Raw genomic sequence first — 21,578 nt, forward strand, 5'->3', positions numbered from 1 at the left:
CTTAACGCACCACTTGCCTCCCGCACCCCCATCCGCCAAAGCCCGCGCGTGACCCAGCCCGTGATAAAGCCTCTTAGCTTCCAGCGCATGATCCTCACGCTCCACGATTACTGGAGCGAACACGGATGCCTGATCCTGCAGCCCTACGACATGGAAATGGGCGCGGGCACCTTCCACACCGCCACGACGCTCCGCGCGCTCGGGCCGAAACCGTGGAACGCCGCGTTCGTGCAGCCCTGCCGCCGCCCGACCGACGGCCGCTACGGCGAGAACCCCAACCGGCTCCAGCATTATTACCAGTATCAGGTCATCCTGAAACCGAGCCCCGCCAACCTCCAGGAACTCTACCTCGGCAGCCTCGCGGCGATCGGCATCGACATGCTGAAGCACGACATCCGCTTCGTCGAGGACGATTGGGAAAGCCCGACGCTCGGCGCCTGGGGTCTCGGCTGGGAGGTCTGGTGCGACGGCATGGAGGTGACGCAGTTCACCTATTTTCAGCAGATGGGCGGCTTCGACATGAAGCCCGTCGCCGGCGAACTCACCTACGGGTTGGAGCGCCTGGCGATGTACATCCAGGACAAGGACTCGGTCTACGACCTCGCGTTCAACGATGCGGGCGTGACCTACGGCGACGTCTTCCTGGAGAACGAGCAGGAGATGTCGAAGTGGAACTTCGAGATCGCCGACACGGACTCCTTGTTCGACCAGTTCCGCAAGCACGTAGCGGAATGCGAGAACAGCCTCTCCGCCAAACTCCCGATCCCCGCCTACGAGCAAGCGATCAAAGCCAGCCACATCTTCAACCTGCTCCAGGCCCGCGGCGTAATCTCCGTAGCCGAACGCCAAGCCTATATGGGCCGCGTCCGAGACTTGGCCAAAGGCGCCTGCGCCGCCTGGATGGACAAGCACGGATGGGCGGCATGATGGGCTCGTTAGAAGGTGTGTTCACGCGGAGACGCGGAGACGCGGAGCAGAAGGGAGAAGGGGTGTCTCGCTTCCGCATTCTTTCGCCCGTGCTCCAGCCTGATGTTCCGAGACGCCTGCGGCGTCGAACAGCAGCGCGCAGCGCCCCAAACCTTTCTTCTCCCCTTCTACTCCGCGTCTCCGCGTCTCCGCGTGAACCCAACTCCTTCTTCTTCGCGTGCGAACCCAAATGACCGACTTCCTCCTGGAGCTCCGCTCCGAAGAAATCCCCGCCCGGATGCAGGCGAAAGCGCGTGACGACCTCGCCAGGCTGTTTACCGCCGAGCTCGCCAAGGCCGGCATCGCCACCAGCGACATCGTCACCTACGCGACCCCGCGCCGCCTGACGCTGATCGCGCGCGACCTGCCGCTCGAGACCGCCGCCGTCTCCGAGGAAACCAAGGGCCCCAAGACCTCAGCGCCTCCCCAGGCGCTCGAAGGCTTCCTCCGCAAGACCGGCCTCACCCGCGAGCAGCTCATAGACCGCAACGGCACGCTCTTCGCGGTCACCGAGAAGCCCGGCCGCGCCACCGCCGCCGTTCTGGCCGAGGCGATCCCCGCGATCGTCCGCGCGTTCCCGTGGCCGAAGTCGATGCGCTGGGGGGATGCGTCGGCCAGCACTGAATCGCTCCGGTGGGTCCGCCCGCTGCAAGGCATCGTCGCGCTGCTCGGCGAAGAGATCGTGCCGTTCGAGATCGCCGGCATCGCCAGCGGCGCCGTCACGCTCGGCCACCGCTTCCACCACCCTTACCAGATCACGATCGGCGGCGCGCACGACTATGTCGAGAAGCTGCGCGCCTGCCACGTCATCGTCGACCACGACGAACGCGCCACGCTGATCCGCGACCACGCCCGCGAAGCCGCCGCGCAGGCCGGCCTCGAACTGATCGAGGACGAGGGACTCGTCGCCGAGAATGCCGGCCTCACCGAATGGCCGATTCCCCTGCTCGGCCAGTTCGACCCCGCGTTTCTCGACGTCCCGCCCGAGGTGATCCAGCTCACCGCCCGCGTGAATCAGAAATATTTCGTCTGCCGCGGGGCCGATGGAAAACTGGCCAACGCGTTCGTCTGTACCGCTAACATCGACGCGAAAGACGGTGGCGCGAGCATCGTCGAGGGCAATCGCAAGGTCCTCGCCGCGCGCCTGTCGGACGCGAAATTCTTCTATGACACCGACTTGAAGGTCCCGCTCGAAGATCAGGCGGAGAAGCTGTCGAAGATCGTCTTCCACGAAAAGCTCGGCACGGTAGCCGACAAGGTCGACCGCGTCGCCAAGCTCGCCCGCTGGCTCATAGAAGAGGGCATAATCCTCCCCGGAACGGGGAGGGGGACCAGCGAAGCTGGTGGAGGGGGCGCGCCACGAAGCGCAGCGTCCGCGGAGAACCCCCTCCACCCTCAGCCTACGGCTGACGGTCCCCCTCCCCTTGCAGGGGAGGAATTGGCTACCCACGCAGACCGCGCAGCCCGCCTCGCAAAGGCAGACCTCGTCACCGGCATGGTCGGCGAGTTCCCCGAGCTGCAAGGCCTGATGGGCGGCTACTACGCCGCCGCGCAGGGCGAGCACCCGGCCGTCTCCACCGCCATCCGCGACCACTACAAGCCGGTCGGTCAAGGCGACGACGTTCCTACCGACCCAGTAACGGTCGCGGTAAGCTTGGCGGACAAGCTGGATACGCTCACCGTCTTCTTTGCAGGGGGGATGCCCCCCAGCGGGTCGAAAGATCCTTTTGCTTTGCGAAGAGCAGCACTCGCGGTTTTGTCTATTATCATCCGTAACGATCTGCGCTGCAGTATGCGGGCGCTGATCGGCGTCGCATTGATACTGGGACGAAACCTACGTGGTGTTGCCGACAATGAAGCTGACTTCGGAACTGCTTATTCGTCACTTGCCGGGTCATTGTGGCCCGTACCAGTAGATATTGCCCAAACAGTAGGCACAATATTTTATCAGAGCAAAGTATCGGGTTTCGTTTTGGACCGCCTCAAAGTTCAGCAACGCGAAGCCGGTGTCCGTCACGACCTGATCGACGCGGTATTCGCGCTCGGGGGCGAGGACGATCTCGTCCGCCTGCTCGCGCGTGTCCACGCGCTCCAGGCGTTCGTGACCACCGAGGACGGTGCGAACCTGCTCGCGGGCTACAAGCGCGCCGCCAATATCCTGAAGAAGGAAGCGCCATCTGCTCCCTCTCCCCCTCGGGGAGAGGGTAGGGGTGAGGGGCTGCCAAGCAGTGCAGCGCCCGGAACTGCACCTCACCCCGACCCTCTCCCCGCAGGGGAGAGGGAGCAGGAAACGCTGTCCTACACCCCCGAACCGGCAGAGACTGCGCTGATGACCGCGCTCGACTCCGCCGAACCCCGCGCAACGGCCGCGATCGCTCGCGAAGACTTCGCCGCCGCGATGGCTGCCCTTGCAAGCCTCCGCGCGCCGATCGACGCGTTCTTTGATAGCGTTATCGTCAACGACTCCGATCCCGCCAAGCGCTCCGCCCGTCTCGCGCTACTTGAGCGAGTCCGTGCCGCAGTGCACAATGTCGCAGATTTTTCGAAGATCGAGGGCTGACTGGAGGAAGTGCACACATCGCGCCAGCGTGTGAACTTTGTGAACTTCGCTCCCGCCCAACGTATAAAAACAGGCACTTAGAGGACCGACCATGACCCAATATGTGTATCGCTTCGGCGGCGGTGTTTCGGATGGCGGCAAGGGCGACAAGAACCTGCTCGGCGGCAAGGGCGCGAACCTCGCCGAGATGGCGTCGATCGGTCTGCCGGTCCCGCCGGGCTTCACGATCTCGACCGATTTCTGCGCGGTCTATTACGACGAAGGCGGCCAGTTCCCGCAGAGCCTGCGCGACGAGGTCGCCACCGGCCTCGCGCACATCGAAGGCGTCACGGGCAAGACGTTCGGCGATCCCACCGACCCATTGCTCGTCTCGGTCCGCTCCGGCGCCCGCGCCTCGATGCCGGGGATGATGGACACCGTCCTCAACCTCGGCCTCAACGACGAGACCGTCGAAGGCCTCGCCGCCAAGTCCGAGGACGCGCGCTTCGCGTGGGACAGCTATCGCCGCTTCATCCAGATGTACGCCGACGTCGTCCTCGAACTCGATCACGGCGCGTTCGAGGAAGCGCTGGAGATCGCCAAGGAAGACCAGGGCTTTACGCTCGACACCGAACTCTCGGCCGACGACCTCCGGAAACTCGTCGCTGAATATAAGGGCCTCGTCGAGAAGCTCTGGGGCAAGCCCTTCCCGCAGGACGTCCACGACCAGCTCTGGGGCGCGGTCGGCGCCGTCTTCGGTTCGTGGCAGTCCGAGCGTGCGAAAGTCTATCGCCGCCTCAACGACATCCCCGGCGGCTGGGGCACCGCGGTCAACATCCAGGCGATGGTGTTCGGCAACATGGGCGACACCTCGGCGACCGGCGTCGCGTTCACGCGCGACCCGTCCAAGGGCGACCGCGCCTATTACGGCGAGTTCCTGATCAATGCGCAGGGCGAGGACGTCGTCGCCGGCATCCGCACCCCGCAATACCTCACCAAGACCGCGCGCGAAGACGCCGGCGCCAAGCCCGCTTCGATGGAAGAGGCGATGCCCGAGGTCTATCACCAGCTCGCGGACGTGTTCGACACGCTCGAAAACCACTATCGCGACATGCAGGACATCGAGTTCACGGTCGAGAAGACCAAGCTCTGGATGCTCCAGACCCGCGCCGGCAAGCGCACTGCCAAGGCCGCGCTCAAGATCGCCGTCGACATGGCCAACGAGGGGCTCATCACCCGCGAGGAAGCGATCCTGCGCGTCGAGCCGATGGCGCTCGACCAGCTGCTCCACCCGACGCTCGATCCCAAGGCGCACCGCGACGTGCTGACCAAGGGCCTTCCCGCATCGCCGGGTGCAGCCTCGGGTGCGGTCGTGTTCGACGCCGATGCCGCCGAGAAGAAGGCCGCCGATGGTGTCGCGGTGATCCTCGTCCGGACCGAGACCTCGCCCGACGACATCCACGGCATGCACGCGGCGAAGGGCATCCTGACCGCGCGCGGCGGGATGACGAGCCACGCGGCGGTCGTGGCGCGCGGCATGGGACGCCCCTGCGTTTCGGGTGCCGGCACGCTCTCCATCGACGCCAAGGCGAAGATCATGCGCTGCGGCGGTCGTGAGGTGAAGGAGGGCGACCTGCTCACCATCGACGGCACCACCGGCGAAGTGATGATCGGCGCGGTCGCGACCGTGCAGCCCGAGCTGTCGGGCGATTTCGCCACGCTGATGGTCTGGGCCGACGAGGTCCGCCGCCTGAAGGTCCGCGCCAACGCCGAGACCCCCGAGGATTGCCGCGTCGCGCGCGAGTTCGGCGCCGAGGGCGTCGGCCTCTGCCGCACCGAGCACATGTTCTTCGAGAGCAGCCGCATCACCAACGTCCGCCAGATGATCCTGGCGAGCGACGAGAAGGGCCGCCGCGTCGCACTTGAAAAGCTGCTCCCCGAACAGCGCAAGGACTTCACCGAGATCTTGGAGGTCATGGCCGGTCTGCCGGTGACGATCCGCCTGCTCGATCCGCCGCTCCATGAATTCCTCCCCCACGAGGAATCCGAATTCGCCGAAGTCGCGACCGCGGCTGGCGTCGATGTCGACACGCTCAAGCGCCGCGCGGCCGAGTTGCACGAGTTCAACCCGATGCTCGGCCACCGCGGCTGCCGTCTCGGCGTGACCTATCCCGAGATCTACGAGATGCAGGCCAGGGCCATCTTCGAGGCGGCGGTCGACGTCGCGGAGAAGTCCGGCGCCGCCCCGATCCCCGAAGTCATGATCCCGCTCGTCGCCACGCGCCGCGAGCTGGAGCTGATGAAGGCGGTCGTCGACAAGGCCGCCCAGGCGGTGTTCGCCGAGAAGGGCCGCACGATCGAGTATCTCGTCGGCACGATGATCGAATTGCCGCGCGCAGCACTCCGCGCCGGCGAGATCGCGGAAGTCGGCGAATTCTTCTCGTTCGGTACCAACGACCTGACGCAGACCACTTTGGGCGTCAGCCGAGACGACGCCTCGCGCTTCCTCGGCGCCTATGTCGAGCAAGGCATCTACGCCAAGGACCCGTTCGTCAGCATCGACGTCGAAGGCGTCGGCGAACTGATCGAAATCGCCGCCGAACGGGGGCGCAAGACGCGCACCGGCATCAAGCTCGGCATCTGTGGCGAACACGGTGGCGATCCGGCGAGCATCGCCTTCTGCGAAAAGGTCGGCCTCGATTACGTCTCCGCCAGCCCCTACCGCGTCCCGATCGCCCGCCTCGCAGCGGCGCAAGCGGCGCTGTCAAAGAAGTAAGCGCCACCCTCAATCAAAGCACCACCCCGGCGAAGGCCGGGGCCCAATTGGAACGTCCAAGGTAACGAAGGACTGCCTCCGGTTACCTCGCGTCCCCAATTGGGCCCCGGCCTCCGCCGGGGTGGAAGAAGTGGGAGAGGTGTGCCGTCCCAAGAATGTTTCCCCGCGAAGGCGGGAACCCAGACTGGACTCCCGCCTCCGCGGGAGAACAAGGGGGCAGGGACTAACCTACCCCTGCAACTCACCGACGCTGATCGAAATCAAACCAACCACGCTTGGTCCCATCGGCATTATACGCCGGCCGAGCATAACCCGGCCGCGCCGAAGACAGCGCCCCAGTCCGCGACGTATCCACAACCGGCTGACGCTCGACAACCGGAGCAGCAACCCGCGCCGCCTCAACGTCCTTCACCAACCGGGCATTCTCCCGCTCAGCCTCAACCGCCCGCTTCTCCGCCGCCGCAGCCCGAACATCCCCATCCTTCTTCACCGAAGCATGTGCATCCCGCTCCGCCAGATACCGCGCCTTCCACTTCTTCCCCCCCGGATGGCTCGCCAGTCCGAACAGCCAGCCGGCGACGAAGACCAGCGCAAGCGCCGCAAACTGCGTAGGTGTAGAAAACAACGGCATCGTAAAACCCTCCTGTTACGGGAGCTCAACGATCGTCCGCGCCGCCGGTTGCTTCAGGTCTTGATGAGCGCGTCAGAGATCGAACACGCCGCCGGCCCAAGGATGACGACGAACAGCACCGGCAGGATGAACAGGATCAGCGGGATCGTCATGATCGCCGGCAACCGCGCCGCCTTCTCCTCCGCCCGCATCATCCGCTCGTTACGGAATTCGCCCGACAGCACGCGCAGCGCCGACGCGAGTGGTGTGCCGTATTTCTCGGTCTGGATCATCGTCGTCACGACCCCCTTCACAGCATCCAGCTTCACCCGCTGGGAAAGGTTCTCGAACGCCGAGCGTCGGTCGGTGAGGAAGCCCAGTTCGATCGCGGTCAGCGTGAACTCCTCGCCAAGCTCCGGATACGCCCGCCCCAGCTCACGCGCGACCCGGTGAAAAGCCGCATCGACGGTCAGCCCCGCCTCGGCGCAGATCACAAGCAGATCGAGCGCATCGGGCAGCCCCTTGCGGATCGCGTCCGAGCGCTTCTTGATCTTGTTGTCGAGATACAGGTCGGGCGCCTTGTAGCTCATGATGAACGTCATCGCGACGAGCCCGTATTTCTTCAGCGGACCCCAGGTCGCGAAGCCGTCGGTGCCGTACACCCAGTACAGCATCGCCCCGCCCAGCACGATCGGCAGCACGAGCCGGCCGAAGATCACCGACGGCGCCCACTCCTTCGAACGGACGCCGGCCTGCATCAGTTTCAGCTGGACCGCCTTCACCTGGCTATCCTGCAGCACTTTCATCGACGACAGGATGCCGCGCAGCTTGTCCGCGGTGTCGTTGCGCTGGACCAGCTTCGCGCGGCGCTTGGTCGAGGCGGTGATGCCCGCCTTCAGCTGTTCGCGGCGATCGTTGAGCGCCTTGACGCGCTTGGTCATCGGATCGCTGACGGTCGTCGCCGCGTAGATCGCGATCATCACCGCGAAGGCGGCGACGCCCGACAGGATCGTCGCGACCAGCAGGACGTCGATCCCGAGAATGGTAGGTCCGGCGGTTCCGCCCATCATCGTGTCCCTAAATCTCGAAGCTGATCATCTTCGACATGATGAAGGCGCCGATCGCCATCCACACCATGCCGCCCATGCCGATCGCCATCAGCCGTTCGTCGATGAAGAAATTTTGCATGTACCGGCCGTTGATCACCCAGATCATCCCGAACACGATGAACGGCAGCGCGCCGATGATATAGGCGGACGCCTTCGATTCCGACGACATCGCCTTGATCTTCAGCTTCATCTGGCCGCGTTGGCGCAGCACGTGCGACAGGTTGGCGAGCGTCTCCGCGAGGTTGCCGCCGGTCTCGCGCTGGATCGCGATGGTGATCACGAAGAACTGGAATTCGGGCGTACCGAGCCGGTCCGCGGTATCCTGCAACGCGGCGTCCATCGTCCGGCCGATCTTCATCTTGTCGCTGACCGCGCGGAATTCCTCGCCCACCGGCCCCTCGACCTCATGGCCGACGACGCCGATCGTCTCGCTGATCGGCAGGCCCGAGCGCAGCCCGCGGACCAGCAGGTCGATCGCGTCGGGAAACTTCGCGGTGAACTTGCCGATCCGGCGCTGGATCGTCTTGCCGACGATGAAATGCGGCAGGCCGACGCCGACGAATGCGCCGAACAGCAGCGCGAGCAGGATCGGCAGCCCCTTCAACAGCATCAGCGCGGCGACGACCAGCGCGATCCCCGCGGTCGCCAGCCCGTATTGGCCGACGGTCCAGTCCTTGCCGGTCATCGCGAGGCGTTTGGCGAGCTGTACCGGGTTCGGCAGGATACGACCGAAGGCGAGATCCATCTTGGTATCTTGGGTCATCGAGATGCGCCGCAACTGCGCCTCGGCGACCACCAGCGCATCGCCGTGACGCTCGCGCACAGCAGCGATCCGGCGCGATTGGGCACGCCCGGTCGACGGACCGGCGAACGCGAACAGCACGATCCCCAGCGCCAGGGCGGAACCGATCATCACCAGAAGGAACGGCAGCATATCCATTACTTGGCAGGTACCGGCTTGACCGTGCGCTTCGGCATCAGGCCCTTCAGATTGCTGAACTTGCCGATCAGCGACTTGCCCTTCGCACCCTTCGCGACGCCGAGATCGGTGTCGACCGATGCAGCGGCCAGCTCGGCGGCCAGTGCCAGGATCGGCGCGATGGTCTTCGACGCCTTGCCGACCTCGACGATCGGCTTGCCGAGCTTGGCCGCCTGCGCCGCCAGCTTCTGGTCGAACGGCACGATGTAATCGATCTTGCGCTCGATAGACCCTTCGAAATCCTTGCGGTTGATCTCGAGCTGGCCGCCCGCGTGCATGCGGTTGGCGATCACGTACACCGTCGTCTGCTGGGCATTCGACTTGAGCCACGACAGGATCCGGATCGTATCGCGCGCTGCCGCCAGCGTCAGGTCGGTGACCAGGACGAGGAGCTTCACGTCGCTGATCAGATGCGGGTGCTGGATCAGCATGCCGCGCGGCAGGTCAACGACGGTGCATTCGAACGCCAACCGCATCTCCTCCTGCAACTGGAAGAAGGCGGAGCCATCGGTAATCAGCGGTGTGTTGATCGGCGCCTCGGCCGACAGCACGGAGAGTTTCTCCGACGCCTTCACCATCGCGCGTTCGATGAACAGCCCGTCGATCCGGCTCGGATTCTCGATCGCGTCGGTCAGGCCGCGGCCCGGTTCGAGATCGAGGGCGAGCGCGCCGGTCCCGAAATGGACGTCGAGATCGAGCAACGCGGTCGCGCGCCCTTCATGCTCCGCGAGCAGCCACGCGACCGAGGTCGCGATCGTCGATGCGCCGACGCCGCCGCGCGTGCCGATCACCGCGACCGAGCAATGCGCACGATCGGGCGATACCTCGACATGCTTGGGTGCATTCAGGATCGTCTGCGCGTGCGAGAACGCCTCGCGCAGCATGTCGGGCTGCAACGGCTTCAGCAGATAATCCTGGATCCCGCTGGCGACCAGGTCGCGGTACAGCCGGACGTCGTTGACCTGGCCGGCCGCGATCACGACCGTACCCGGCTCGCAGACTTCGGCGAGCGCGTTGATGTCGTTGAGCGGGTCACCCGATTCGGCGAGATCGACGAACAGGATCTGCGGCGAGGCGGACACCGACAGCGACTGGACCGCGTTGCGCAGGCCGCCCTTGAAGATCTTGTCGACCGACCAGCCCAGTTCGGCGGCGATCGGCCGCAGCGCGTCTGCCGTCACCTCGTCGCAGACATAGGCGGTAAACGGTTCGCGGTGCGCGATGCCGCCTGGCTTCCACGGAGCGTTCATCACTTTCCTCCCGTGGTGGTGGCGGACAGGCCACCGGCACCGGTCGGTGCCTTTTTGCGGTACGTGTCGATCGCCTTGTACGCGACCGCCGTGTCGGTGGTTTCGGCGCCGGGCGCCCCGCGGACGAGATCGGCAGGATTGGCGACCATCGCCGCGAGGTTGCTGTTGATCGCGCAGCCATAGTTCGACGAGGTGTTCGCCTGGAATTCGTTGGACGCATCGCGCGACCAGTCGGGGCAACGCGGCACCCCGGCGTGCATCCTGGTCACGACCACGCGGATCGTGCCGGGCGTGAGCGGGGCGGGCGTCACCGGTGCATCGTCGCTGAGCAACAGTCCGTATTGCGCCACGACCGCGGCGACGTCGCCGCGCGCACCCGGTGCTTCGCCGGCGGGATCGTCGATCGTGACGCGGTCGCCATAGCCGAGCCGCATCGTCGTCATCCAGCCCGCCAGCCGCTGCTGTTCGCCGCCCGCCAGCGCGCCGCCGGACACGCCCAGATCGAGCGCATAATCGGATCGGCTGACGACCGGCTGGTGGACCGATTCGAGGCCGCGATTCTCGGTTCCCATACAGCCGCCAAGCAGCAGCGCGGGGAGGAGGGACGCTAGGATCGATTGCTTGATCATCGGAAATCCTTGAGACGTCGGGTGCAGGGGCATGTCACTGCGATCCGATCAGTTCGAGAAGCCGGGGGCGGGGACGACAGCCGTGCCCGGCTTGCTGCCCTTGCCTGTGCCGTTGGCGATCGGAGCCGGCGCTCTGACGTCGTCTTCGCTGCGGCGGATGTCGCTCCGCGGCACCGGCATGACCGGCGCGGTGGCACCGACGGACGGCTGGACATAGGCGGGACGCGCCACGGTCGGCACCGGCCGCTTGCCGCCGCCGCTCGCGCTCAACGTGCCCAGCAACACCCGATCGATGTCGGACGGTGCGCGCGCGCCGTCGGTCGGCAGGGCGATGTCGCTCGCGTTGTTGACCGGCTTGACCAGATACGGCGTGATCACGATCACCAGTTCGGTCTCGTTGCGCTGGAACGCGTTCGAGCGGAACAGCGCGCCGATGATCGGCAGGTTCGCCAGTCCGGGGGTCTTGTCGTACGAGTTGTTGTGGCTGTTCGACAGCAGGCCGCTGATCATCATGCTCTGGCCCGAGCCGAGTTCGACGGTGGTCTCGGTCCGTCGCGTCGTCAGGCCGGGTACGCGTGTCCCGTTGAGCGTGACCGCGTTCGAATAATCGAGCTGCGATACTTCGGGACGGACGCGCAGCGAGATGCGGCCATCCGAAAGAACCGTCGGCGTATAGGCGAGGCTCACGCCATATTGCTTGTAGTCGACCGTGACGGTGCCGAGCGCCTGTGCGATCGGGATCGGCACTTCGCCGCCTGCAAGGAACGTCCCCGTTTCGCCCGACAGCGCGGTAAGGTTCGGATTGGCGAGCGTCGTCACCTGGCCGGTGGTCTCGCCCAGGTCGATCGCGGCCAGCAGGTCCAGTCCCAGCAATCGACCGGCAAGTCCGATGGTCGAACCGATCGCTGCCTTGCCCGGGAACCCGAACAGGGTATTGCCCGGCACCGCACCATTGACGTCGACGGGCGTGTTCGGCGCGCCGACGACACCCGGGACCGTCGTAATCGTACCCTGGCGACCCTGCGCGATATTGAACAGGAAATTGCCCGACCCGCGGCTTGTCAGGTTGACGCCGATATTCTTGACGAAGCTGCGGCTGACCTCGGCGATCCGTACCTGCAGGTTCACCTGCAACGGCGTCGCGGTCTTCAGCCGCGACAGGACCTTGGTCGAGTCGCCGACGAACGCCTGGACGAGGCGCTCGGCCTCGGCGGCGTCTTCAGGCGCGGCGACCGTACCGGTCAACAGGATCAGCCCGTTCATCGGCGTCGCGACGACCTGTGCTTCGGGCATCGCCAACCCGAGCATCTGCTGCACCGAGTCGAGGTTGTTGCCGACGCGGATCGTCGCCGAATAGACCACCGCGCCACCCTTCGCAGTGGCCGAGATCGTCGTCTCGCCGGTCTTCTTGCCGAAGATGTAAAGCTGCGTCGGCGAGCGGACCTGGACATCGGCGATCGCATCGTCGGCGACGAACAGGTCGCTCATCGGCCGTGCGAGCGTCACCAACCGACCGCGGCCGGTATTGACCTGGACGACCGGCGATCCGGCGGGGGCGGTCGCGCCGCGACCGCGCTGCGCCATCGCGGGGACGGAGGGGGCGGCGCTGGCCGCGACCAGGGCGACCACGAGCGGCCATCCCAACGTCGTTTTCTGGCGAGCCGCGCCAAAGGGGTGCGTCAACGGAATGCGCATTTCAATTCTTCCCCCCGACCGGAACGACGGTCATTGCGTTGCCGCGTGCCACCCGCACGATCGGCCCTTGCACGGCGACCACACCCGTCGTGGGTCCTGCGACCGGCATCATCGGCATCCCGCCTTGTCCGCCGGCACTTGCGGCCGGCTTTCCAGGGACCGAGCTGCGCTGGTAGCGCGAGACGTCGGCGCCGGTCTGGTAGCTTCCCGCACCGGCCGATGGCTGGCTCGCGAGCCGGACCATCATCGCCTTCTCCGCCTTCGGATCGTTACCGTTGGGCACGTGCACCGCGCCCGAGGCGATCGCCTCTTCGAGTTCGGCGGAATTGTCGGCGATCGAGCGTAGCGACAGCGACAGCGTGCCGAGCGTCTGCGCGACCGCGACCTGCTCCGCCATCTTCGGCGTCGCTTCGATCGTCACGTTCGAGAAGGTCTGGACCTTGGTCTTGCCGTCCTCGCCGACCAGATTGTCGGTGCGCTGGTCGGTGGCGAGCACGCGGATGTTGCGCATGATCGTTTCCGACACCTTGAGCGGCTGGCCATCGCCGCCACCGGCGACGTTCTGCGTCAGGACGAGGTCGATGCGGTCGCCCGGAAAGACGAAGCCTGCAACCGCGGCCTGCGCCGAAACGGGGACGGAGACCGCGCGCATGCCAGGGCCGAGCGCCGCGGCGAGAAATCCGCGGTCGCCGGGCTTCACCAGCGCACCCTGCGTCACCGGTTGTCCCGCCGTGATGATGCTGCGCACCACCGTGCCCTGCAACGACTGGAGGTTGGTCTTGTCCTTGAGGTAATAGGCGTTGTCGACCAGCTCCTTGGGCCAGGGCTGATACTTCAGCGCGGTCGCGTCAAGGATCGTGCCGACCGGCAGCGAGCGCGTCGCGACGAGCACTTCGGGCCCGTCGACGGCCGGCGCGGCCATGGCTGAGGCACCGGCTTGCGGTGCCGAACTTCCCGCCACAAGCGTTCTGGCAAAGAAGGCTGTGACGGCCGCGACTATAAGCGCGCCTACCAGCAAAATTATCTTGCGGCTGTCCATGACTACATCGTGCCTTTCAGGCGCCCGGTGTTTGTTCCGAGGTTAATCATCACTGAAACTGGTTAAGGAGTGGTTCGCGGAGTGCGAGAATACCGGCGAATGCTATAGCGACCCCATATGGAACCTCGATTTGTCCGGTGTTCTTCTTGATCGTTCGCTCGAACATCATGACGATCGTGACGATCCCGCCGGCGATCGACATGATCATCAGCATCGACAGGAACGCCGGGAACGGCAGCCACAGCGCGAGCGCGACGATGAGCTTCACGTCGCCGCCGCCCATCATCCCGAAATGGAACGCGATCAGAAACACGGCGAACACGGCTAGGGCCACGCCGAGCTGGAGCGCCATGTCGGGCCAGACATCCAGGCCGTTGGCATACCACCAGACCGGCGCGAGCAGCGCGACGGCGGCGTTCTTCCAGTTGGCGATTTCCCGAGTCCGCACGTCCTCGATGCCGGCGGAAACCAGCAGGCCCCCCAGCACGAAAATCAAGATTGGAAGCGCAATGTTGGACCCCATCGGCTAAGTCCTAACGGAGATGGCTTTCGAAAAAGTAACCGTGCCGCGCAAAAATACCGGCGATACCGCGACTTGTGCGGCGCGACGGGCAATCCCGGTCGGCGCCCGCATCGGCTATTGGACCGCGCCGGACGGCTGGAAGCTGCGTCGATTCGACTGGTCCGCCGCGGCGCCGCGCGGGCGTATCCTGTTCCAGACGGGTCGTGGGGATATCTTCGAGAAATATCTGGAAACGTTCGCGCATCTCCACGCGCAGGGGTGGTCGGTGACCGCGTTCGACTGGCGCGGGCAGGGTGGTTCGGGGCGGCTTTCCGCCGATCCGCATGTCGGCCACGCCGGCGATTACGGTGTGTACGACCGCGATCTCGCGGCGTTCTGGACGGACTGGATCGCGGAGGACGTGCCGTCGGCGGATGCACGGGACGCGGCGCTGCCGAGCGTCGTGCTCGGCCACTCGATGGGCGGCATGATGGTGACGCGCGCGCTCGCGACGCGGTCGATCCAGCCGGCAGCAGCGATCCTCGTGGCGCCGATGATCGGTCTGAAATCGCCGTTCGGCACGGGCTTTGCCAGCAGCGTCGCGCAGTGGATGGCAGGCCGTGGTGATCCGGCGCGCGCGGCTTGGCGGACCAACGAGCGGCCCGGATCGGTCGCGTCGCGGCAGACTTTGTTGACGCATGACGCCGCGCGCTACGAGGACGAGCTCTGGTGGCAGCGGACGTGTCCGGAGCTGGTACTCGGCCCACCGAGCTGGGCGTGGCTCGCGCAGGGGTTCGCAGGCGCGGCGGCGTTGGCGAAGGATCCCCGCATCGAGTCGACCGATATCCCCGTGTTGATGCTGATCGCCGACGCCGACAAGCTGGTCGATCCGCGCGCCGCACTTCGGCTGGCGGCACGCTTGCCGGATGCGCAGGTCGTCCGGTTCGGCCGCGAGTCCGCGCACGAGATTTTGCGCGAGGCCGACGGCGTTCGCGACCGTGCGCTGTCGGCGATCGATTCGTTTCTCGCGGCGTGCGTGCCGCTCCGCTGATGGCGCCCGTCTACGACATCGCGATCGTCGGCGCCGGCATGGCCGGCGCGAGCCTTGCGGCGGCGCTCGGTCCGCATGCGCGCGTGCTCGTGCTCGAAGCGGAGGACACCCCCGGGTATCACGCCACCGGTCGTTCGGCGGCGTTCTGGTCGGAAACCTATGGCGGCCCCGATATCCAGCCGTTGACGACCGCGTCGGGTCCGTTTCTCGAGGCGGGCGGGCATCTCGCGCCGCTCGGCTCGATCCACATCGGTCGTGCCGAAGACGAAGCAGCGATCGACGCGTTCCTGGCCGAGTTCGCGGGCAGCGACGTCGTGCTCGACCGGGTCGATCCGTCCGCGTTCGTCCCTGGTCTGCGCGCCGACTGGACGCTCGGCGTGCAGGAGGCGAGCTGCGCCTATATCGACGTCGCCGCACTTCACGCCGAAAGCATCGCCACTGCACGTCGTGCCGGAGTCGATTTCGTCAGCGATGCCGCTTTTTCGGGCGCGACGCGCGTCGGCGGCGTGTGGACGATCGACACGAAGGCCGGCGCGTTCAGGGCTCGCGTCATCGTCGATGCGGCGGGCGCATGGGCCGACTTGGTCGCGGTGCGGGCCGGCGTCCGCCCGCTTGGCCTGCAAGCCTATCGACGGACGATGGTGCAACTGCGTACCGATCCCGGCGCACCCGACGGCTTGCCGCATATCGCCGACATCACAGGGCGGTTCTATTTCAAGCCCGAACCCGGCGGTCGCCTCTGGCTCAGCCCGCATGACGAGACGCCGACCGCCCCCTGCGACGCCGCGCCCGAGGAAATCGACATCGCGATCGCGGTCGACCGATTCGAACGTGTCGTCGATTGGCGCGTCGCGGCGATCGAGCGGCGTTGGGCGGGGTTGCGGACCTTCGCCCCGGACCGCCTGCCGATCTACGGATTCGACCCGGATACCCCCGCGTTCTTCTGGTGCGCGGGGCAGGGCGGGTTTGGGATCCAGACGGCGCCCGCTGCCGCGTTGCTCGCCGCCAGCCTGCTGCTCGGCACCCCGCCCGATCCCGCGGTCGCCGCGATCGATCCGGTACGCTATTCGCCCCACCGGTTTTGAGCGAGCCTCGGTGCGCGTTCGGCGGGGAGCTGTGGAGTAGCCGAAAGGTTCGCCAAAAACGCAATCGACTCGATTCACGTGAGCCGTGCCATCGCCTCCGCCGAAGGTCTTCGATCGAGCAATTCGACTCGAGCCGGGCCCGTTTCGTTCTGCAGATAACGCTCGCTTCCCGTGAAAACGACGCGGTTTATCCTGTCCGATGTGGCTGCATCGCTATTTTCGCACACCGAAGTGATGTGAAGATTCGCGAATCCATTGGAAAAAATTGCGATCGTCAATCGCGAAAATCGACAGGATCGGGTTAGTCCCAAAAACTTAATCGAGGTTAAATACACGATATGGTTAACGCGAGATAATTCCGGGGCTGGCAGAGTGCAGCCAGCTTTTTCGGTGTGTAGCGCATGGTTGATTTCTTCGTTGGCAGCTCGATTTCGACGATCAACGCGAAGGGCGAGCTGACTTTACCCGATCATTTCTGCGTGGCGATACAATCGCGCGAGATCCGCGACGATCTGTTCGTCGGTCTTCATGCGGATCACCCGTGCATGATCGTCTGCGATCGCGACAGCGTCGCGGTGCATCATCACGATCCCCAGGACAACTTGCTCGGCGGGTGGGAGCGCGAGGCGCGCGAGGCGCTGTTGCGAAGACGGCTGGGGTTCGTCGCGCCCGCGCAGATGGACGGCAAGGGACGGATTCGGATCGCGCCGTGGATGCGGTCGCGACGCGGCATTCGCCAGCGCGCGCTGCTGATCGGCATGGGCCGTCATTTCGAAGTCTGGAATCTCGATCTGGTGCTCGAACAGGGGCCGAGCGACCTGATCGTCCTCGCCGCACTGCACCTCGATACATCGATCACCAAGGAGGATCGCCATGAACCTGCTATGCCACGTCTCGGGGCACGTCGCCGCACCGCTCGTCCTGGAAAACCAGGGCTTTCTGTTCAGCCGGTGCCAGCGCTGCCGACACGACCTGATCCGCTCCGCCCGGCCGTCGATCGACCCGGCGAGCGACCCGCAAAGCGAATCGTCGTCGGCCGATAGCTGGACCGCCGTCCCCGACGGGATGCGAGTCGCGTGGCGCTCGACGGACGTCTCGGCGTTCGACCAGCCGTCATGGCACGCACGGTCGTTGCAGCAACTTCGCGACTATTCCCGTGACGCGGTCGTCACGATAACCGACGCGACGCACGTCGCGGTCGCGGTCGTCGGTTGGCACGGTGCGGATGCCGCGCGGCGGATCAAGGCGGCGGCGCTTGCGACGTACCGGTCCGGCCGCCGCGTCCTGCACCTGCCGAAGCCGACCCGGCCGTCCTATGCGGGGATCGTCATCATCAATCTGACGCTGAAACGCGACTCCGCGTCATGGCGCGACGACCAGCCTATGCAGGATACCCAGTTCGGCGACGTGGTCGGGGCATGACCGCGCCGGACCGGACGAATCGGGTCAGGTCCGTCCCGCTGCCACCGCGGCATCGCTCGCCAGCTTGTCGGCGCGTTCGTTCTCGGGGTGGCCGGCATGGCCCTTGACCCATTGCCATTCGATCTTGTGACGCTCGACCGCAGCCAGCAGCGCGTGCCAGAGTTCGGCGTTCTTCACCGGCTTCTTGTCGGCGGTCTTCCAGCCGTTGCGCTGCCATCCCTTCACCCATTTGGTGAGGCCATCCATGACGTACTTGCTGTCGGTATACAGCGTGATCGCGCACGGCCTGGTCAGCGCATTGAGGGCCTCGATCGCCGCGGTCATCTCCATGCGGTTGTTCGTCGTCGGGGTTTCGCCGCCCGACAATTCCTTCTCGTGCGCGCCCATGCGGATCACCGCGCCCCAGCCGCCGGGACCGGGATTGCCCTTGCACGCGCCGTCGGTGAAGATCTCCACCTTCGTCATCTCGCCGTCAGTCATGCGAACATATCGTCCTTTGCGTAAGCTTCGTAGCGTCGCCAATAGGCGAGCGGATCCTTCCGCGTCACCAGTGCGCCTGCCGGCGTATTCAGCCAGTCCCAAGCCCGCGTCAGCAGGAACCGCAGACACGCACCCTGCGCCAGGATCGGCAACGCGGTGCGTTCGTCGTCCGATAGCGGATGCCGGCCCGCATAGCCCTGGACCAGCGCATCGCCCACCGCCGCGTCATAGCGCTCGCCACGGTCGTCGAAGCTCCATGCGCTGTGCATGATCGCCAGATCATAGACACGGATATCGGTGCACGCGAAATAGAAATCGATCAGTCCACCGACCGTATCGCCGCGCATCAGCACGTTGTCCGGAAACAGATCGGCATGGATTACCGCGCGAGGTAGCCTATCGGGCCAGACCGAGACGACGCCGTCCAGCGCCATCGACACACGATTGAACAAGCCGGGCGCGATCGTGTCGAGATCGTCGCCGCACTGCGCCAGCAACGCCTGCCATCCCGCCGGCCCCAGCGTGTTCGGCCGATCGAGCGCGAACCCCGCCAGGCTCTCATGCATAGCCCCCATCGCCCTACCGGCGGCATAGGCCTGCGCGGCGGTCGGATGCGATACCGATACGCCGTGCAGGAACTCGATCAGGCAGGCGGGGCGCCCGCACAACTCGTGGATCAGCACGCCGTCGCGGTTCGCCAGCGCTCGCGGCACCGGATTGCCGTCGGTCGCGAGATGCTCGAGCATCGCCATGAAGAACGGCAGGTCGCCCACCGACACGCGCTTTTCGTACAGCGTCAGGATGAACCGTCCGGCCGTCGTGTCGACCAGATAATTGCTGTTCTCGACCCCCTCGGCGATGCCCTTGAACGAGACCAGTTCGCCGTGATCGAAACCGGCGAGGAAGCTCGCGAGTGCTTCGGCCGAGACCTGCGTATAGACCGCCATGCTAGGCGCCCATCCTAAGCAGCGGCTTCCAGGCCACGCGGCAACTTGAACGCGATCGTCTCGCGGGTCGTCTCGACCTCGCGCTCCGTCACGGTGAAGCGTTCCGACAATCGTTCGACCAGTTCGCGCACCAGCAGTTCGGGGGCGGAGGCGCCGGCGGTGATCCCCAGCGTGCGGACACCCGCCAGGAAATCCCAGTCGAGTTCGCTCGCCCGCTGGATCAGCCGGGCCCGCGTTCCCTCGCGCTCGGCGACCTCGACGAGACGGACCGAGTTGGACGAATTGGGCGCGCCGATCACCAGCATCGCCTCGCAGTTATGCGCGATCGCCTTGACCGCGGTCTGGCGGTTCGACGTCGCGTAGCAGATGTCCTCGCCCCGCGGCGGCAGCATCGCGGGAAAGCGACGCTGCAGCGTCGCCACCACCGCGGCGGTATCGTCGACCGACAGCGTGGTCTGCGTCAGGAAGGCGAGGTTGTTCGGATCGGCGGGCGCGAACGCCTCGGCATCCTCGACGGTCTCGATCAGCGACATCGCGCCCTCGGGCACCTGGCCGAACGTCCCGATCACCTCGGGATGCCCGGCATGGCCGATGAACACGATGTGCCGTCCGGCGCCGACCAGCCGTTCGGCCTGGCGGTGCACCTTCGAGACCAGCGGGCAGGTCGCATCGAGATATTCGAGCCCGCGATTCTGTGCGTCGAGCGGCACCGATTTCGGCACACCGTGCGCCGAGAACACGACCGGCGCGCCATCGGGCACCTGGTCGAGTTCCTCGACGAAGATCGCGCCCTGCGCCTTCAGCGTGTCGACGACGAACTTGTTATGGACGATCTCGTGGCGGACGTAGACCGGCGCACCGTGTTTCTCGATCGCCAGCTCGACGATCCTGATCGCGCGGTCGACGCCGGCGCAAAAGCCTCGGGGTGCTGCGATCAGCAGGTCGAGCGGCGGCTTGTCGATTGGGCTCATGATGCGGCTGCCTCTACGCGATTGCTTGCCTGGACGATAGCCGGTTCCTATGGTGCGCGGCGACAGGGGCCGCTTGCGACATGCGGTGGCCCTTTCGCTCGTTCGAGAAGGTAAGCGTCGCCGTGAAAGCCCCCATCCTCGCCGTATCGGCCGTTGCTGTTCTTTTAGGAGGATGCGCCGGCAAGGGCGAAGTCGACGCGACCGGCGGTATCTCCGCGGTCCGTTCGGTCTGCCCGGCCGTGGCGATCCCCGCCGCTACGGGCGACGTCACGCTGTTCGATCCGACCACCAGCCGCGACCAGTCGGCGATCGACGTCGCCGCGCTGATGACCAACGTCCGCTCGACCTGCGCCGATGCGACCGATCAGGTCGTCACCAACGTCACGTTCGACATCCGCGCCCGCCGCAACCGTACCGAGGGTGCGCGCGACGTGACGCTGCCCTATTTCATCACCGTCGTGCGCGGCGGCAGCGCCGTCGTCGCCAAGCGCGTCGGCCGCGTGACGTTGCATTTCGCCGCCGGTCAGGCGCTCGCCTCGACCTCGGCAACCGCATCGTCGACGATCTCGCGCGCCGCCGCGACGCTGCCCGACGATGTTCGCGAGAAGCTGACGCGCAAGCGCAAGGCGGGCGATCAGGATGCTGCGGTCGATCCGCTGAGCACCCCCGAAGTCCGGCAGGCGGTCCTGCGGGCGAGCTTCGAGGCGTTGGTCGGCTTCCAGCTCACCGACGATCAGTTGAAGTACAACGCGACCCGCTGATCGCCGGGTCGCAACAGTGACGCGATGAATGCGGGGTCCGATTGCCAGGCAATCGGACCCCGTTTCGTTTACTTGTCGCTGCGGACCAGTTCGGTCTCGGCGAGGTGCTCCGCCAGGAACCAGACCTGTGGCTCGTGCGTGCGCACGATGTTGCTGACGAGCAGATCGTTGGTGCCGTCGTCGCCGGACTCGTCTGCCGCTTCGGCACCTTCATGCGCCTGGCGCAAGATGATCTCGTGCGCCTCGAGCAGCCGGGCAAGCTGAGTCGGCACGTCTTCGCGACCCTTGGGCGGACGGGGGATCGTCGTCATTTCGGCAACATCATGCGCCATCGCGATCGAGATACCGCCCAGCGCCATGATCCGCTCCGCAACGAGATCGACCAGTGCAGCCTGCTCTTCGTAATGCTTGTCGAGCAGAAGGTGCAGTTGATAGAAGGTCGCGCCCGACATCTGCCAGTGATGCTTCTTGTACATGTCGCGCAAGGTCATCGTATCGGCGAGAACCTGGTTGAGGATCGACACGCTCTGCGCACGGGCGTTGTCCTCGAGTGCGATCGGCAGGCGCTTCAGCGTTCCGTAAGGCTGGATCTCGCGATACTCGACCTTGTACTGTGGCTGTGCTTCGACCGACGTATCGACCTTCGGCATCTTGAGGGGTTTCTTGGCCATCGGGAATTCCTGTCTGCAAGCGGAAGAGAGAACTACCCTAACGCACGACCACGCGGATCGATAGCGGACGAAAACATCGTTGAGCGTGATCGGTGT

At 65.7% G+C, this 21,578-nt stretch carries 20 protein-coding genes; 7 read left to right on the plus strand and 13 right to left on the minus strand.

Features of this window, described 5'->3' with window-relative positions; translation table 11 throughout:
- Positions 1-87 precede the first annotated feature (87 nt).
- From ASG20_RS00610 to ppdK, 3 genes are all read left to right on the plus strand, one after another.
- Positions 88-927, plus strand: coding sequence for a glycine--tRNA ligase subunit alpha (locus ASG20_RS00610; protein WP_056047263.1), 840 nt, complete (start codon positions 88-90; stop codon positions 925-927).
- Between the two features lie 229 nt (positions 928-1,156).
- Positions 1,157-3,526, plus strand: coding sequence for a glycine--tRNA ligase subunit beta (gene glyS, locus ASG20_RS00615; protein WP_056047267.1), 2,370 nt, complete (start codon positions 1,157-1,159; stop codon positions 3,524-3,526).
- 91 nt (positions 3,527-3,617) lie between these two features.
- Entirely contained in the window at positions 3,618-6,281 is a 2,664-nt protein-coding gene (gene ppdK, locus ASG20_RS00620) for a pyruvate, phosphate dikinase (protein ID WP_056047269.1), read from the plus strand.
- Between the two features lie 241 nt (positions 6,282-6,522).
- On the opposite strand, the gene ASG20_RS00625 is transcribed toward ppdK, so the two are convergent.
- From ASG20_RS00625 to ASG20_RS00660, 8 genes are read right to left on the minus strand one after another with little or no spacing between them, the layout of a single operon-like run.
- A complete protein-coding gene (locus ASG20_RS00625) occupies positions 6,523-6,912 on the minus strand; it encodes a hypothetical protein (RefSeq protein ID WP_056047270.1) in 390 nt (129 codons plus the stop codon).
- Between the two features lie 53 nt (positions 6,913-6,965).
- Positions 6,966-7,958, minus strand: coding sequence for a type II secretion system F family protein (locus tag ASG20_RS00630; RefSeq protein ID WP_056050205.1), 993 nt, complete (start codon positions 7,956-7,958; stop codon positions 6,966-6,968).
- 10 nt (positions 7,959-7,968) lie between these two features.
- Complete coding sequence (locus ASG20_RS00635; protein WP_056047272.1) at positions 7,969-8,940, minus strand: type II secretion system F family protein; 972 nt, start codon at positions 8,938-8,940, stop codon at positions 7,969-7,971.
- Positions 8,940-10,229, minus strand: coding sequence for an AAA family ATPase (locus ASG20_RS00640; protein ID WP_056047275.1), 1,290 nt, complete (start codon positions 10,227-10,229; stop codon positions 8,940-8,942). Before ASG20_RS00640 ends, ASG20_RS00635 begins: the two co-directional genes overlap by 1 nt.
- Positions 10,229-10,858, minus strand: a complete 630-nt coding sequence (locus ASG20_RS00645) for a CpaD family pilus assembly protein (protein WP_056047277.1) — start codon at positions 10,856-10,858, stop codon at positions 10,229-10,231. The genes ASG20_RS00640 and ASG20_RS00645 overlap by 1 nt, the downstream gene beginning before the upstream one ends.
- Positions 10,859-10,906: 48 nt before the next feature.
- Entirely contained in the window at positions 10,907-12,553 is a 1,647-nt protein-coding gene (locus ASG20_RS00650; protein ID WP_056047280.1) for a type II and III secretion system protein family protein, read from the minus strand.
- Position 12,554: 1 nt separating this feature from the next.
- Positions 12,555-13,592, minus strand: coding sequence for a Flp pilus assembly protein CpaB (gene cpaB / locus ASG20_RS00655; RefSeq protein WP_056047283.1), 1,038 nt, complete (start codon positions 13,590-13,592; stop codon positions 12,555-12,557).
- A gap of 49 nt (positions 13,593-13,641) precedes the next feature.
- Positions 13,642-14,115 (minus strand): A24 family peptidase, encoded by a 474-nt coding sequence (locus tag ASG20_RS00660; RefSeq protein WP_056047287.1) that lies wholly within the window; start codon positions 14,113-14,115, stop codon positions 13,642-13,644.
- 40 nt (positions 14,116-14,155) lie between these two features.
- On the opposite strand from ASG20_RS00660, the gene ASG20_RS00665 reads away from it, so the two are divergent.
- On the plus strand, positions 14,156-15,145 hold the full coding sequence (locus ASG20_RS00665; protein ID WP_236698724.1) for an alpha/beta fold hydrolase: 990 nt from the start codon (positions 14,156-14,158) through the stop codon (positions 15,143-15,145).
- The gene (locus tag ASG20_RS00670) at positions 15,145-16,230 is read left to right on the plus strand and encodes an NAD(P)/FAD-dependent oxidoreductase (RefSeq protein ID WP_056047291.1); all 1,086 of its coding nucleotides are present in this window, start codon (positions 15,145-15,147) and stop codon (positions 16,228-16,230) included. Before ASG20_RS00665 ends, ASG20_RS00670 begins: the two co-directional genes overlap by 1 nt.
- Positions 16,231-16,691: 461 nt before the next feature.
- Here ASG20_RS00670 and ASG20_RS00675 read toward each other — a convergent pair whose 3' ends face one another.
- Entirely contained in the window at positions 16,692-17,105 is a 414-nt protein-coding gene (locus tag ASG20_RS00675; RefSeq protein WP_056047294.1) for a hypothetical protein, read from the minus strand.
- On the opposite strand from ASG20_RS00675, the gene ASG20_RS00680 reads away from it, so the two are divergent.
- Positions 17,104-17,652 carry a hypothetical protein gene (locus ASG20_RS00680; RefSeq protein ID WP_056047296.1) on the plus strand — a complete coding sequence of 183 codons (549 nt, stop codon included), beginning with the start codon at positions 17,104-17,106 and terminating at the stop codon, positions 17,650-17,652. The genes ASG20_RS00675 and ASG20_RS00680 overlap by 2 nt on opposite strands.
- 24 nt (positions 17,653-17,676) lie before the next feature.
- Here ASG20_RS00680 and rnhA read toward each other — a convergent pair whose 3' ends face one another.
- The 3 genes from rnhA to ispH are packed head-to-tail and all read right to left on the minus strand — an operon-like array spanning position 17,677 to position 20,050.
- Positions 17,677-18,132, minus strand: coding sequence for a ribonuclease HI (rnhA, locus tag ASG20_RS00685; RefSeq protein ID WP_056047298.1), 456 nt, complete (start codon positions 18,130-18,132; stop codon positions 17,677-17,679).
- Positions 18,129-19,079, minus strand: a complete 951-nt coding sequence (gene thrB, locus ASG20_RS00690) for a homoserine kinase (protein WP_056047301.1) — start codon at positions 19,077-19,079, stop codon at positions 18,129-18,131. The genes rnhA and thrB overlap by 4 nt, the downstream gene beginning before the upstream one ends.
- Positions 19,080-19,093: 14 nt before the next feature.
- Entirely contained in the window at positions 19,094-20,050 is a 957-nt protein-coding gene (gene ispH / locus ASG20_RS00695; protein WP_056047305.1) for a 4-hydroxy-3-methylbut-2-enyl diphosphate reductase, read from the minus strand.
- An 80-nt stretch (positions 20,051-20,130) separates the two neighbouring features.
- On the opposite strand from ispH, the gene ASG20_RS00700 reads away from it, so the two are divergent.
- Positions 20,131-20,811, plus strand: a complete 681-nt coding sequence (locus ASG20_RS00700; protein ID WP_235529480.1) for a hypothetical protein — start codon at positions 20,131-20,133, stop codon at positions 20,809-20,811.
- Positions 20,812-20,879: 68 nt separating this feature from the next.
- Here the strand turns inward: ASG20_RS00700 and ASG20_RS00705 are convergent, their stop codons facing one another.
- Positions 20,880-21,482, minus strand: a complete 603-nt coding sequence (locus ASG20_RS00705) for a Dps family protein (RefSeq protein ID WP_056047308.1) — start codon at positions 21,480-21,482, stop codon at positions 20,880-20,882.
- Positions 21,483-21,578 lie beyond the last annotated feature (96 nt).

Origin of the sequence: Sphingomonas sp. Leaf198 (assembly GCF_001424005.1) — a bacterium.
Lineage (GTDB): Bacteria > Pseudomonadota > Alphaproteobacteria > Sphingomonadales > Sphingomonadaceae > Sphingomonas.

Coding starts and splice junctions, on each gene's coding strand:
- ASG20_RS00610 (WP_056047263.1), top strand. CDS start 88: ATGATCCTCACGCTCCACGATTACTGGAGCGAACACGGATGCCTGATC.
- glyS (WP_056047267.1), top strand. CDS start 1,157: ATGACCGACTTCCTCCTGGAGCTCCGCTCCGAAGAAATCCCCGCCCGG.
- ppdK (WP_056047269.1), top strand. CDS start 3,618: ATGACCCAATATGTGTATCGCTTCGGCGGCGGTGTTTCGGATGGCGGC.
- ASG20_RS00625 (WP_056047270.1), bottom strand. CDS start 6,912: ATGCCGTTGTTTTCTACACCTACGCAGTTTGCGGCGCTTGCGCTGGTC.
- ASG20_RS00630 (WP_056050205.1), bottom strand. CDS start 7,958: ATGGGCGGAACCGCCGGACCTACCATTCTCGGGATCGACGTCCTGCTG.
- ASG20_RS00635 (WP_056047272.1), bottom strand. CDS start 8,940: ATGGATATGCTGCCGTTCCTTCTGGTGATGATCGGTTCCGCCCTGGCG.
- ASG20_RS00640 (WP_056047275.1), bottom strand. CDS start 10,229: ATGAACGCTCCGTGGAAGCCAGGCGGCATCGCGCACCGCGAACCGTTT.
- ASG20_RS00645 (WP_056047277.1), bottom strand. CDS start 10,858: ATGATCAAGCAATCGATCCTAGCGTCCCTCCTCCCCGCGCTGCTGCTT.
- ASG20_RS00650 (WP_056047280.1), bottom strand. CDS start 12,553: ATGCGCATTCCGTTGACGCACCCCTTTGGCGCGGCTCGCCAGAAAACG.
- cpaB (WP_056047283.1), bottom strand. CDS start 13,592: ATGGACAGCCGCAAGATAATTTTGCTGGTAGGCGCGCTTATAGTCGCG.
- ASG20_RS00660 (WP_056047287.1), bottom strand. CDS start 14,115: ATGGGGTCCAACATTGCGCTTCCAATCTTGATTTTCGTGCTGGGGGGC.
- ASG20_RS00670 (WP_056047291.1), top strand. CDS start 15,145: ATGGCGCCCGTCTACGACATCGCGATCGTCGGCGCCGGCATGGCCGGC.
- ASG20_RS00680 (WP_056047296.1), top strand. CDS start 17,104: ATGAACCTGCTATGCCACGTCTCGGGGCACGTCGCCGCACCGCTCGTC.
- ASG20_RS00675 (WP_056047294.1), bottom strand. CDS start 17,105: ATGGCGATCCTCCTTGGTGATCGATGTATCGAGGTGCAGTGCGGCGAG.
- rnhA (WP_056047298.1), bottom strand. CDS start 18,132: ATGACTGACGGCGAGATGACGAAGGTGGAGATCTTCACCGACGGCGCG.
- thrB (WP_056047301.1), bottom strand. CDS start 19,079: ATGGCGGTCTATACGCAGGTCTCGGCCGAAGCACTCGCGAGCTTCCTC.
- ispH (WP_056047305.1), bottom strand. CDS start 20,050: ATGAGCCCAATCGACAAGCCGCCGCTCGACCTGCTGATCGCAGCACCC.
- ASG20_RS00700 (WP_235529480.1), top strand. CDS start 20,131: ATGCGGTGGCCCTTTCGCTCGTTCGAGAAGGTAAGCGTCGCCGTGAAA.
- ASG20_RS00705 (WP_056047308.1), bottom strand. CDS start 21,482: ATGGCCAAGAAACCCCTCAAGATGCCGAAGGTCGATACGTCGGTCGAA.